Annotated in this window: 8 protein-coding genes; 3 read left to right on the top strand and 5 right to left on the bottom strand. The window is 59.1% G+C overall.

Features of this window, described 5'->3' with window-relative positions; all coding sequences use genetic code 11:
- Positions 1–11: 11 nt before the first annotated feature.
- Positions 12–302 carry a hypothetical protein gene (locus tag BLR44_RS17500; protein WP_089684382.1) on the bottom strand — a complete coding sequence of 97 codons (291 nt, stop codon included), beginning with the start codon at positions 300–302 and terminating at the stop codon, positions 12–14.
- Positions 299–871: an RNA polymerase sigma factor gene (locus BLR44_RS17495; RefSeq protein WP_089684380.1), complete on the bottom strand. Its 573-nt coding sequence runs from the start codon at positions 869–871 to the stop codon at positions 299–301. The genes BLR44_RS17500 and BLR44_RS17495 overlap by 4 nt, the downstream gene beginning before the upstream one ends.
- 199 nt (positions 872–1,070) lie before the next feature.
- On the opposite strand from BLR44_RS17495, the gene BLR44_RS17490 reads away from it, so the two are divergent.
- The 3 genes from BLR44_RS17490 to BLR44_RS17480 all read left to right on the top strand — a co-directional run bounded on the left by BLR44_RS17490 (position 1,071) and on the right by BLR44_RS17480 (position 4,208).
- Positions 1,071–3,134, top strand: a complete 2,064-nt coding sequence (locus BLR44_RS17490) for a PKD domain-containing protein (RefSeq protein ID WP_089684379.1) — start codon at positions 1,071–1,073, stop codon at positions 3,132–3,134.
- Positions 3,135–3,226: 92 nt separating this feature from the next.
- Positions 3,227–3,655, top strand: a complete 429-nt coding sequence (locus BLR44_RS17485; protein ID WP_089684377.1) for a T9SS type A sorting domain-containing protein — start codon at positions 3,227–3,229, stop codon at positions 3,653–3,655.
- A 79-nt stretch (positions 3,656–3,734) separates the two neighbouring features.
- Complete coding sequence (locus tag BLR44_RS17480; protein WP_089684375.1) at positions 3,735–4,208, top strand: hypothetical protein; 474 nt, start codon at positions 3,735–3,737, stop codon at positions 4,206–4,208.
- 8 nt (positions 4,209–4,216) lie between these two features.
- Here BLR44_RS17480 and BLR44_RS17475 read toward each other — a convergent pair whose 3' ends face one another.
- The 3 genes from BLR44_RS17475 to BLR44_RS17465 form a co-directional block, all read right to left on the bottom strand.
- Positions 4,217–6,178, bottom strand: a complete 1,962-nt coding sequence (locus BLR44_RS17475) for a glycoside hydrolase family 97 protein (RefSeq protein ID WP_245706100.1) — start codon at positions 6,176–6,178, stop codon at positions 4,217–4,219.
- A 53-nt stretch (positions 6,179–6,231) separates the two neighbouring features.
- Positions 6,232–10,320 (bottom strand): hybrid sensor histidine kinase/response regulator transcription factor, encoded by a 4,089-nt coding sequence (locus tag BLR44_RS17470; RefSeq protein ID WP_089684371.1) that lies wholly within the window; start codon positions 10,318–10,320, stop codon positions 6,232–6,234.
- Positions 10,321–10,472: 152 nt separating this feature from the next.
- Positions 10,473–12,905 (bottom strand): glycoside hydrolase family 2 TIM barrel-domain containing protein, encoded by a 2,433-nt coding sequence (locus BLR44_RS17465; protein ID WP_089684720.1) that lies wholly within the window; start codon positions 12,903–12,905, stop codon positions 10,473–10,475.
- Positions 12,906–12,907: the final 2 nt, after the last annotated feature.

The raw sequence follows: 12,907 nt of genomic DNA, 5'->3' as shown, positions 1-12,907 counted from the left end.
GCCAGCGGCCGCTAGCGCCGCGGCGGTGGCAAAGGCGTCAGGACCGTATCGGTCACGATGGTCGGATGGAATTCGGGATGGGGCGGCGCTTCCGACTGGTAACTCCGCCGCTGCCAACGATCCAGCCCGTAGAAGCCCAGGGCCACAACCAGCAACAGGCCGATCATGGCCGTAAATTTGAAGATGCGCTGCCGTTGCGCCGCACGTGCGTATTCGTGCGACAACGCGTGGAAATTGCGGTGTTGCCGAATGCGCCCACTGGTGAGCTGCTCTTTCCTGATTTTGATCTGGTGGCGGGTCATCGCTCAAAAAAACGTTTCAACTTCGTTAGCGTGCGGTACACACGCATCTTGGCGGCACTTTCGCCGATGTCCATAATGTACGCGATTTCCTGAAACGATTTTTCTTCAAAAAACCGCAGTTGCAAAATCAGCACCTCGTCTTCGGCAAGGCGCTCCAGGTAGCCCGCCAGCTGCTGTAGTTTTTCTTCCGTATCGGCCGTTTCTTCGTCGGGAAGCCACTTGGCCAACGACGACACTTCTAGGCTGAAGACCTGCGCCTGCCCGCTTTTCCGGTAATGTTTCTTGATTTCGTTGCCCGCAATGCGGTACAGCCACGCCAAAAAAGGAATGCCGCGGTACTCGTAACGGCCCAGGTTCAGCATCGCTTTCAGAAAGGTCTGCGACGTCAGGTCGGCCGCCAGGTCCTCGTCGCTGGTCCGGCGGTAGAGGTAGTTGAAGATGGTTTCGTAGTGCCGGTTGTAGAGCACTTCGAACCGGGCCGGGTTGCGCTTGGCTTCCGCAATCAGCTGCGCCTCTCCGGGAAGCGTCGCCTCCTGAAACTGGAAAGTACGTGGCAGGGTCAAAATCATCTTGTTCACAGTTACGCTAGCTTTAATCCGGTCTTCTTCGAAAAGTCACAACCCGGCGCATAAAGTTTCAAGATACACAAAATCTTCGGGGCGATTCTCCTGCTGGTAAGGCCTCGCTTCACGTCGTCTTTTTACAAGATGGACGGCCCAGTGGCCCTCTACCTTTGGTGCATCTTTTAACCCCGTTATGCCCATTTCCATGAAACGCATTTTTTCTTTTCCCTTACTGCTGCTGGCCCTGCTGGCGGCCTGTACAGAAAAACCTGACCCCACTCCGCAGACCTCGGTAACCGCTAACGCCGGTGCAGACCAGACGGCTGCCCAAGGCACGACCGTTACGCTGGACGGACGCGCTTCCAAAGACAGCGAAAACCGCACCCTCACGTACCTGTGGTCTTTCACGAAGAAACCGGCAGGCAGCGTGGCCACCTTAACGAACCCCACCACGGCGCAACCCACGTTCGTAGGCGACTTGCCCGGCGAATACGAAGCGGAGCTGACCGTCACCAATCCCGACAACCAGGCCGCCAAAGACAAAGTAGTCGTAACGGTGACTGACGCCAGCACCGCCCCTACCGAACTGGAAGGCACGTACGAGACCGACCTGCACCTGGTGGATCGCGTGTCTGACCCGAATCTGCCCGATTATTTTATGAAAGGCGACGTATTGATGCAGGCCAAACTAACGATCGACCCGGGCGTGACGATTCAGGTGGTGGCCGACAAGTACCTCAGCATCGAAGAGAACGGTTCGCTGGTGGCCAACGGAACGGCCGACAAAAAAATCGTCTTTGTGGGGAAAGAGGCAACCGCCGGTTCGTGGCGGGGCATCACCGTGAAATCAGCAAGCGCCCTCAACAGCCTCGACTACGCCGAGATCCGCCACGCCGGGGGCAAAAACATCCCGGGCATTGGGTCAACGCTTCCGGCCTCGCTGGCGCTGTACCCGTTCGGCTCCCCTTCGCTGAGCCTTAAAAATACGCTGATCACGGACGGCAAAGGCTACGGCATGCTGGTCTTTCAGAACACAACGCTTGCGGCCTTTGAAAAGAACCAGTTCCGCAACCTGGCCGGCACAAGCCTGTACCTGACCATCAACCAGCTGGGCAAGCTCGACGCGGCTTCCAGCTTCACGGGAGGCAACGGCTTCGACGGTATTGAGATTTTCGGGAATATGGAAGAAGGCCAGGAAGAGGCCGTATGGCCGGCCTTCAGCGACGGTTCCAAGTACCTGATCAGCGAAGACCTGAACGTCAAAAGCGGGTTGCGCATCGAGCCGGGCGCTACGTTCGAGTTCAAAGCCGACAAGATGCTGCTCGTGGACGACAACGGCTACCTGATTGCCAAAGGCACGGCCGACAAGCACATTACCTTCTCGGGGCGCAACAAAACGGCAGGTTTCTGGCGCGGCATTCTGGTGCGGTCAACCAGCTCTCTGAACGAACTGAACTACGTCGATCTGGAATACGCCGGCGGCAAAAACTTTCCGGGCATCGGCTCCGACTACCCGACGGCGCTTTCGCTATACAACTTCACGAAGAGCCACCTGAAGCTAGCGCACACCACCATTGCGCACAGCGGCGGTTATGGCATGTTTATCCCGCTGGGTAGCGTGTTGGAACAGTTCGAAGCCAACACGATTCACCACAGCGCCAAATCGGCACTGCTGACGGATGCGCAGAACGTGGGCATGCTGGACGCGGCCTCGCAATTCAAGGGCAGCAACGGCTACGATGGCGTGGAGATTTACGCCTCGAAGGCCAATGAAGAAAATGCGGCGGATGCTACCTGGCCCGCCTTTACCGACGGCGCTTCGTACCTGGTGACCGGTGACGTGATCATCAACAAGGCCGTGACCATTCAGCCGGGCGCCGTCTTCGAATTCGCGGCCGACCGTTACCTGGAAATCACGCCCGAAGGCTCGCTGGTCGCCAAAGGAACGGCGGCCCAGCAGATCGTCTTTACCGGAAAAAACCGCACCAAAGGCTACTGGCGTGGCATTCTGGTTCGCTCGTCGAGCCCCTTGAACGAACTGACCCACGCCGAAGTCTCGTACGGAGGTTCGAAAAATTTCCCGGGTTTCGGGTCAGATCTGCTGGCCAACATCGGCTTGTACGGCTTCGCGCAGGCCCAACTGAAAGTGTCGAACAGCAAGATCAGCGACAGCAAAGGCTGGGGCATCATTGTGCAGCAGAACTGCACGTTGACCAGCGACGCCACCGTTACGTTCGCCAACAACACCAGCGGCAGCATCCAAGAGTAATCTATCTCGTCTCGTGCATCCTTCCCTGAACATTTGGGGAAGGATGCTTAAACCTTCGCCCGTTTTCGGCTTCTATCCAGTTCCTGTAGGTTATGAAACGGTTCCTCTTTTTTGTTTGCTGGCTGCTGGCGTTCTCCGGAAAGGCCCAGCCCGACGACGCCCACCGGCCCGACGGGACCTTCGCACTCGCCGACACGGTGACGGCCCTGCGCACTCGCGAAGCCGGAGTGGTTCCGCCCGATACGCTGGCCGAACCGCGCCAGACCGCCTTTTCCCCGGCACTGTTGCAACTGTATCCCAACCCGGCTACCCACGAACTGACCCTCAGCGGAGGCTTTACGGCTGGCGGAACCGTACGGCTGCGGCTCATCGGTCCGTCGGGCAAGGTCGTACGCGAAACCACCCAAACCGCCGACGGCAACGCACTCCGGGTGCCGATCGCCGCCTTGCCCCGCGGCCTCTACTTTGTGGAAGTGTGGGACGAGCAGAACTACTATACCCGAAAGTTCACGAAAGAGTAGCGCGGGACCGACCCCACCCCGCAGAGTTTAGGACGAACTCGTTGGCAACAGATTCCGTAAGGAAAAGAAAAACGAGTACATGAAATCTTTCTTCTTTTATATTTTCCTTTCTCTTTTTCTACTTACCGGCTGCCATTCGGAGACCTCGCGCGACGACGTGCAGAAACAGACGGCCAAAGCGCGTAAAGCCCTGCAAAACGTCCGGGAAGAACTGGAGGACGCCCTTGAAACACAGGCCGATTATCTGGAAGACCGGCACGCCTATGGCATTCAAGTGCTGCAGGACAGCATCAAATCCATCAACGCTAAAATCGATCAATTGAAAGAGGCCAACGCCGGAGGCACCTCGACCGGCCAGCAGGACGTCAATGCCGCCATTACCAAACTCGAACAGGCCCGTGTGCGCGTCGACGATCAACTCACGGAAGTGCGCCGCCGGAAACCCGAGGATTACGACCGCCTCCAGCGTCGGATGGAAAAGTCGCTCAAGGAACTGGAAGAGGCCCTCGACGAGCTACAGAGCGACCTGCCCACGGTCGCGCAGCAAGACTGAGCCGCCCGCTAGGGAGCTACAATGACCGCGCCCCCTTCTGGCAGGAGCGAGAGCTTGAAACGACCGTTGCTGCCTACTTTTTTGGTGGCAAAACCGGCGGTGCGGCCTTTCTCATCATACAAAAGTTGTACTTCCCGACCGGCCAGCATGGGCAACGATACCGTCAGTTGCTTGGCGCGTTTTTCGCCGTTCACGGCGACCACGTACCACCGCATTCCCTTGCGGCGGGCCATGACGCAATGCTGGCCCGGATAGCCCTCGACAAACACGGTTTCGTCCCACACGGTGGGGACCTCCCGCAGGAAATCCAGCACGTAATCCGGCTGCTCGTCCAGGTTGTTGGGCGTGATGCCGAAGTGTTGCACCGGCGAGCTGTAAAGCACTGCCGTTGCCATTTCGAAGGCGTCGGTGGTGCGCCGAATCGATCCGCCCTGTTGGTCGCGGGTCAGGCGCTTGTTAAAAAACACCGGCGCAAAATCCATGGCCGCTACGGTGTTGCGGGTAAAGGGCAGAATGGTGGCGTGGTAGGCGTGCAGGTCGGAGGCTCGCTGTTGAAAAATCAGGTTTTCGGACGCCAGCACCGCTTCGGCGGTGACAAAATTGGGGTACATCCGCTCCCACCCCCGGGGCAGGGTGCAGCCGTGAAACGTAATGGTCAGTCCGTAGGCATTGGCATCGGCCAGAATGTCCTCGTACAGTTGCAGCGTCGGCTGTTTGTCGCCCCCGAAAAAGTCGACTTTGAGTCCCTTCACCCCGATGCGCTGTAGCCAGGCCATCTCCTTTTTGCGGGCCAGGGCAGTGTTCATGCAATCCTGCGGCGTTTGAGGCGCATCGTTCCAATAGCCGTTGGAATTGTACCAGAGCAGCACCCCCACGTTTTTGGAAGCGGCATAGGCCACCAGCGCCTCCATGCGGTCGCGCCCGATGTTCCGGTCCCACCAGTTGTCGATGAGCACGTACTCGAACCGGAGGTCGGCGGCCAGGTCGATGAATTTTACCTGATCGTCGTAGTTGATGCTGTTGTCCTGCCAGACGATCCAGCTCCAGGTGGCACGCCCCATTTCGTACGAACGTGTTGCCTCGTAGCGCGGTGTTACCACGTCGAAGGCCACGGTCGTTTCCACAATGGGTTGGAGCGTCTCGCCGACGGTAAGGGTGCGCCACGGGGTGTGGGCCGGCATGGCCATCGCCGCAGAGGTGCCACCGATGCCGTTGTTTTCGCCGGGCTGCGGAAACCTGAGGGGGTAAAATCCCTCGCGGGTGCCCTCGCCCAGGCGCGACCCGACGTACCGACTGTCTACGCCCGTCTCGGAAATCAGCACCCAGCCGTGGTCGCCCACCTTGAAAAGCGCCGGGAACGTGTAGCCCACGCCGTATTTGGAGGGCGTGCCCACGGGCTCGTCGTATGTGTATTCTTCTTCGTAACTGGGCTTGGTTTTTTCCCAGCCCGTCATGGGAGGGGCCTGTGGCGTGAGGAACGTCGTAGTGCCAGCGGGCAGGTCAAAACCGGTCGCTTCTTCTTCCACCAGCACGTTGGTGACCCGGGCTTTGGTGGTGAGCCGATAGGCAAAAGCGACATCGTGGTTGCTCACCCGGAACACCAGGTGCAGGGTATCCTGCGCAGGATTGATCAACTGGTAGACCAGTTCGTTGGCTTCGTAATCGACCCGACTCACCTTGGCCTTGGTCAGCGTGTAGGTCTCGCGCAGCGGAGTCGTGTGGTGCCCCACCGGTTGCAACGCGCTGGTAAAGTCGCCGATCGACGTTTTGAGTCCCAGTGGCGACGCCTCCACAAAAGTAATCTCACGGTACTGTACCGTATAAGAAGGACGGCCGCCCTCCGTCGTGATGGTCACGTTCAACAGACCGTCGGGGCTGGTTACCGCCACAGGCGACTGGGCAACTGCGGGGCTCACCACCCAACTGAACAGACTGATGCACCAAGCGATGCGTAGGGGTTGATTTCTCAAAACAGAGCGCATAGGTAGGGATAAAGTCAAGGGACAATGGCGGAGCAAATTGGCTATTTTTTGACGTCCAGAAACGCCTGCATCAGGTCGTCTTGCGGTGGCGCGGCGGTCGGATGCGCGGCGATAAATTCGGAGGGCGTCATCTGGTACTGTTCTTTGAAGCACTTCCGGAAGTATTTCAGGTCGGCAAAATCGAGTGCGTAGGCAATTTCTGTGATCGTCCCTTGCCCCTGCAACATCAGTTGCGCGGCCCGTTTTACTTTAATTTTGCGGATAAACAACTGCGTAGAGACGCCCGCAATGCTTTTAATTTTCCGGTAGAGCGAGGTTTGGCTCATGCCCATTTCCCGGCATAGTTCCGGCACTTCGAACGTCCCCTTCTCCAGCATGCCCAGGATGGCGGCTTCTACCTGCAACACAAAATCTTCTTCCCGCGAACCCTGCCGCGTGGCCGGGTCCATCAGTTCGTTGACACCGTACTTAAGCTCCAGCAACTTCCTCTTGTTCAGGATGTTTTTGACCCGCGCCAGCAGCAGCTCGGAGTGGAAAGGTTTGGTGATGTAGTCGTCGACGCCGATTTCGAATCCGTCGATTTTGGCCTGGTTGGAATTTTTCGCGGTCAGCAGAATGATCGGGATGTGGCTCGTCGCCATGTTTTCCTTCAGCGCCTTGCTGAGTGCAATCCCGTCCATTTCCGGCATCATCATGTCCGAGATGATCAGGTCCGGAATGTGGTGCGTGGCTTTTTCCAGGGCTTCTTTGCCATTTTCGGCCGTAATCACCCGAAATTCTCCTTTGAACAGCGAATGCACGTAGGTCAGAATGTCTTGGTTGTCGTCCACCACCAGCATCACCTGATCGTTGACTGCCGACTCGTCGGCCGCCAGCTGCTGCTCAGAATCGGCCCAGCGGGGCGCCTCCTGCGTCTCCGCATCTGTCACCACAAACCGGACGTGCGGTTTCTCCAGCAGGTGGTCTTTGCCCAGCGGCAGCTGCACCCGAAACTGCGTCCCCTTGCCGGCCTGGCTCCTGACGGTGATGGTGCCGCCGTGCAGCTCCACCAGGCTTTTGCACAACGCCAGCCCGATGCCGGTGCCGCCCGCCCCAACGGAGTTACTCGCCTGGTAAAAAGGCGAAAAGATGTTTTTGACTTCGGTGGCCTCGATGCCGACGCCATCGTCCTTTACCTCGATCACGAGTTGCTCCTGGTGTTGCGCGATGCCGAAATGGATGGCTTTCCCTTCGCCGGTAAACTTGATGGCATTCGACAGCAGGTTGCTCAGGATGATCTGCATCTTCTCCAGGTCGACCCAGGCATGCAGCTCGCTTTCGCAATAAAACCCAAACTTGATGCGCTTTTCTTTGGCCAGGTACGCAAACCGCTCGGCCTCTTCCTGGGCCAGAATGGTCAGGTTGTGCCGCCCCACGTTCAGAATGGTTTTGTTCATTTCCAGCTTCCGGAATTCCAGCATGCGTTCGATGAACTTGAGCAGAATGCGGGTGTTCTTCTGGATCAGTTGCAGGTATTGTCGCTGGTCGGGGTCTTCGATGGTGCGGGCCAGGTCGTTGACCGGTCCCTGTATGAGCGTAAGCGGGGTTTTGAGTTCGTGCGAAAAGTTCGTGTAGAACCGCAGCTTTTCCTGCATCACGTGGTGCTCTTTCTCGCGCAACTCTTTTTCGAACGCCAGTTTCTGTTTCAGGATGATCCGGCTGTGCATAAACCGGTTGAACCACCAGATCAGCAGGGCCAACACCAGCGCATACAGCCCGTAGGCCTGCCACGTGCGCCAGAAAGGCGGGGCAATGGCAATCGCCAGCTGTCGGGTAAGGGTGTCGGTCTGCAGGTTTTTCACCTGAAAAGTGTAGTGGCCCGGGGGCACGTTCCGGTAGGTGGTGGCGGCATCGTTGGCCCCGTACTGCCATTCGGTTTCGTAGCCCTCAAGTCGGTAGGCCACTTCGTTCTGCTTGGAGACATTAAAGCCCGGGATGGAAAAACCGATGGAGAAGATGTTGTCTTTGTGATCGAGCATGACCCGGTCGGTCAGAAAGATGCTTTTCCCGGCTGGAAACACATCGGAGTTTACGGCGTTGGCGGTTTTGTTGAGGATCTTCAGTTCGTTGAATACCACGTTCCGCGTAACCTCGGTCTGAAACAGTTGTTCTGGGTAGAAGAGGTTCATGCCGTTGATGCCACCGACCACAACAAAGCCCGCGTCGGCCCGGAAAATGGACCCGTAGTTGGCGTGGCCGGTCTGGAAATTCCCGTTGCTGCTGAACGGAAAGACGCGTCGCTGCACGGGATCAAACGCAATGACTTCGGTGTTGGTCGTGATCCAGAGGTTGCCCAGCGCATCTTTGGTTACGCCCGAAATGGCGCTTTCGTTGATGCGCTTCACATCTGCAAAATGGGTGTAGGTCAGCGTCTGCGTGTCGAAGGCCAGCAGGCCGTGGTGGCGGGTGCCCAGCCAGAGCGTGGAGCCGTCCCGGTAAATGTCGAAGATCACCTCCTTGGCAAATTCGTCGTGCTGCGCCCAGTGGTGGTTGGTGAAGCTGCCGCGCCGCTCGTCGTAGTGCAACAACCCCTGCCCGTAGGTGCCCAGCCACAGTTGCTGATCGCGGGTGGAAGTAATGGCGCGGATGTCCAGCCCGGCCGACCCGACCACCTGCACCAGCCGGCCGGTCTCCTCCTCGAATGTGTAGAGTCCGTCCTGGTTGGTGCCCACGTAGACCTTGCCGGACGGAGTTTCGAAAAAGGCGCGGATGTCGTTGACTTGCAGTTGTGTATGCTCGCTCCCGACCCGAAACGTACTGAGCCGGTCGGAACGGCGGTCGTACAGATAGACGCCGTTGGCGTACGTCCCGATCCAGACCCGCGACCGGCTGTCTTCCATCAAACACAGAATGGCTTTGTCCTGCAGGTCGGGCAGAAAATGGCGGTCCACCACGCCCGTTTTCGGGTCCAGCCGGTTGATGCCTTTGCCGTCGGTCCCGACCCAGATGGTTCCGTCGCCGACTTCGCACATGCCCCACACGTTCTGGTAGCTCAGCGACGCCGGATTGTAGAATTGATAAGTCAGGAAACGCACCAGCTCGCCCTCGGGGTTGAATACGTTGACGCCGCCGTTGTGCGTGCCCAGCCAGAACAAGCCTTCGTCGTCCTGAAAAATTTTGCTGATGGTTCGGTGCGAAATACCATCGTCGCCGAACGAAGGCGCAAAGTGCTCCGAAGGGCGGTAGGTCCCTTCGGGCTGTTGCCGAAAGGCGTAGACGCCGTGCTGCCGGGAGCCGACCCAAAGCTGGTCGGTGTTGTCCAGGCAGATGCTCAGGTAGTCGTCCGGGGGCAGCGCATCGGTTAGCACCGGGCGAAAGGCTCCCGCTCCCGTCGGGCTGGGGTCGCTCCGAAACACGCCCGCGTTGGAGCCGAGCCAGACCCGCGCTTCGGCATCGACGTAGAGGTCGAAAACCTTCAAACGCTCCTGTCCGCAGATTTCCTGCGCACTGAGGTAGCGCACCCGCTCTGTCGCCAGGTCTATGGACAAAAGCCCCCGCTCGCTCACCACCGCCCACAGCGTGTTTTGGGCGATGCTCATGTGCAACACCCCCAGGCCGTTCATGTTCTGTTGGCTGACCGGATCGAACAGCGGAAGCAGCCGCGCCTGTCCGTCGCGTACCTGCCAGATGCCGCCCTCGTACCGCCCGAAGTACAGCGTGCCGTCCGGCGCCCGGGCCATGGAAGTGACGCCACCCACCAGCTGCTCCGGCATAAAGCGGCGGATGCAGTCGGTCTGGTAGCTGTACATCCCCACCCCATTGTCCGTCATGGTCCAGATGTTGTTCTGTTCGTCCACAAACAGCTTCCAGACGTAGTTGTTAGGCAGGGTGTTCGTGTCCTCGCGGTCCTTCAGAAACGGCTGAAACTTGGTGCCCTGGTAACGGAAAAGTCCCTCTTCGGTACCGACCCAGATCTGCCCCAGGCTGTCTTGTACAATGTCGGTGACGATGTTGTTGGTCAGTCCGTTCGCTTCGTTGAGGCGATGAAATTTATACTGGGTGAACAGGTGAGGCGCGGTCTGTCCCCTCACGCCCGCCGACAGCAGGAGGCTCAGGAGAAACAACAGGTTGGTCAGCGTACGCACAAGCATAAGGTGGAGGGTCAAAACGTCATCGTGCCACTACAAAAATCCCTGGTACAGGTTCCCCCGGCGCCCGGAACAATCGCCTACCTAAGTTAGTCGTTTCTCTCGTTTCTAACGCCAGGGACTTCAGGCAACGGCTTTGGGCGGACCCAGCGGCCTCACCGTACCGCGGTCCCGACGGGGATGGTCACTACGGCTTTCTCCAGGTAGGGCGCGGTAAAGGTAAGCTGAATTGTGCCTTGCTGCCCCGTAGCGCGAACGTAGGCCAGCAGCTTTCCGTCGACGCACCGCAATTGGTTGGAATTGAAGTTTTCGTTGGCGAAGGCCGTACCGCTTTCCAGGCCCAGCAATTGCCCCGGACCCGCAACCTCGCACGTAATCCGGTTATCGGCCAGCGAGGCCAGGCGACCAGCCTCGTCTTGTACTTCGACCTGCACCAGCACCACGTCGTCGGCGTGCGCCGGGGCGTCGCCTTCACGAGAAGCCACGAGCCGCGTCGGCCGTCCTGAGGTGACCACCTCGTCTGTAGCGATGGGCTTGCCCGCCCGGTAGGCCACCACGCTGAGCGTGCCGGGCGCGAAAGGGATGTCCCACGCGATGATGGCGGTCTGCGGATCTTGCGGTTTGCGCGCGCCTACGACCGTGCCGTTGAGCAGCAGTTCGGCTTCGTCGCCGTTGGTGTAGGCCACCACCCGAATCAGGGTGTCGTCCGGGTAGTTCCACAGGTGTGGCGCATCGATCGAGAGGTACGACTTTCGCCGCTGGGGCACCGGATACGTGCCCACGTAGACCATGGGTTGGTCGGACCACAGGGCCTGGCGAAAATACCCCCTGGGCTTGATCTGGTTAGCCTGACTGACCATGCCGGTCACAAATCCCCGCGAAGGCCAGGGCCCCGCCTCGCCCAGGTAGTCGAACCCGGTCCAGATGAACTGTCCGAAGATGAAGTCATGGTTTTTGACCGCCTGCCAGGCCTGCAGGTCGTGGCGGGTTTCGCTCCCGTACAGCACCCGCTTCGGATAGCGCTGGTGGTCCAGTTCGTAGCGACTTTCGGTATAGTTGTACCCGACCACATCCAACGCGGCCGGATACGCCGTTTCGTTCGACATCACCGCGCCTGCCAGGGCAGCCGTGACGGGCCGCGTCGTATCGATGGAACGGACCACCGCGGCCAGTTCCTGCGCGATGGTGCCCAGTCGTTCGGCCGGAGGCTGATCGGGCAAATATCCGGTGGTGTGCTGCTGGCCGATGCCGACCGAGTCCAGAATCGGATGGCTGTACGGGTCGTTGGGATAATCGACTTCGTTGCCGATGGACCACAGAATAACGGAAGGATGGTTACGATCCCGGTACACCATCGCCGCCAGGTCTTGCTTGCCCCACGCCTCGAAGTTCTCCGCGATGCCCTGGAAGCCCGGTTTCCCGACATTCCACCCTTTGATCCACTTCTTTTTCGGGTATTCCCATTCGTCGAACGCTTCGTCCATCACCAGCATGCCCAGTTCGTCGCACAGGTCGTACAGGTCGGTGGCCTGCGGATTATGGCTCATCCGAATGCTGTTCACCCCGATTTCTTTTAGTTTCAAGAGGCGCGCCTTCCACACTTCGCGCGGCACCGCCGCTCCCAGCACACCCGCATCGTGGTGCAGGCAGACGCCCTTGATCTTCATCCATTCGTCGTTGAGGGCAAAGCCGCGGTCGGCGTCGAACGTCAGCGACCGGAACCCGACCGGCACTTCGCTCTGGTCGGTAACGGCACCGTGTGCGGAGAGGGTCGTGCGGAGGGAGTAGAGGTAAGGAGCCTCCAGCTTCCAGCGTTTCACCCGCGCCACCTTGAGCGTCTGGCTCGTTTCGGCCGCCGCTCCCGGCGCGACTTTCTGCCGCGTTTCGGTCACCGCCACTACGTTTCCGTCCTGGTCGAGCAATTCGTGCTTTACCTGCACGGTGGTTGCCTGCTCCGTCTCGTTCTGGAAGCGCGCCTGCGCCTGAAGGCGGGCCGACGGGCCTTTTCCCAGCGTAGCGGCATAGTGCACACCCCAAAGTGCCAGATGAAGCGGATCGGCGGTGACCAGATGCACTTCGCGGTAGAGGCCCGAGCCCGTGTACCAGCGCGAATCGGCATCGTCGCTGTGGTCGACCTTGACGGCTACTGTGTTGCCCCCCCCGGGTTGAACGTAGGGCGTAATGTCGTAGAGAAACGAGACGTAGCCGTTGGGCCGTTTGCCCACCCACTGGCCGTTCACCCACACTTCGCTGTTTTTGTAGACGCCTTCAAAATAGAGGTAATACCGTTTGGCGTTTTTGGTGACCGGCAGGTCGAGGGAAGTGCGGTACCAGCCAATGCCGCCCGGCAGGTAGCCGGTGCAGCTGGCGTTGTCGGGGCTGGCAAATTGCGCCACGGACCAGTCGTGCGGCACCCTGACCGCCTCCCAACCGCTATAATCGAGGTCGGGCTTTTCTCCGTTCGGCACATCGCCCAGGTGAAAAAACCACTGGTGCAGGGAAGTCGACGTCCCAAAATCCTGGGCGTGCAGGCCACGGGTGGTCAGAAGGAAGAGGAAACAAAGCAGGACAGAGCGAAGCATCATCATAG

It is taken from the genome of Catalinimonas alkaloidigena (assembly GCF_900100765.1).
In the GTDB taxonomy this organism is placed as follows: Bacteria; Bacteroidota; Bacteroidia; order Cytophagales; family Flexibacteraceae; genus Mooreia; species Mooreia alkaloidigena.
The sequence above is the reverse complement of the archived record's forward strand: the minus strand, read 5'-3'. Positions and strand labels throughout refer to the sequence as shown.

Excerpts from the sequence above, each read along its gene's own strand:
- BLR44_RS17500 (WP_089684382.1), bottom strand. The coding sequence starts at position 302 with ATGACCCGCCACCAGATCAAAATCAGGAAAGAGCAGCTCACCAGTGGG.
- BLR44_RS17495 (WP_089684380.1), bottom strand. The coding sequence starts at position 871 with ATGATTTTGACCCTGCCACGTACTTTCCAGTTTCAGGAGGCGACGCTT.
- BLR44_RS17490 (WP_089684379.1), top strand. The coding sequence starts at position 1,071 with ATGAAACGCATTTTTTCTTTTCCCTTACTGCTGCTGGCCCTGCTGGCG.
- BLR44_RS17485 (WP_089684377.1), top strand. The coding sequence starts at position 3,227 with ATGAAACGGTTCCTCTTTTTTGTTTGCTGGCTGCTGGCGTTCTCCGGA.
- BLR44_RS17480 (WP_089684375.1), top strand. The coding sequence starts at position 3,735 with ATGAAATCTTTCTTCTTTTATATTTTCCTTTCTCTTTTTCTACTTACC.
- BLR44_RS17470 (WP_089684371.1), bottom strand. The coding sequence starts at position 10,320 with ATGCTTGTGCGTACGCTGACCAACCTGTTGTTTCTCCTGAGCCTCCTG.
- BLR44_RS17465 (WP_089684720.1), bottom strand. The coding sequence starts at position 12,905 with ATGATGATGCTTCGCTCTGTCCTGCTTTGTTTCCTCTTCCTTCTGACC.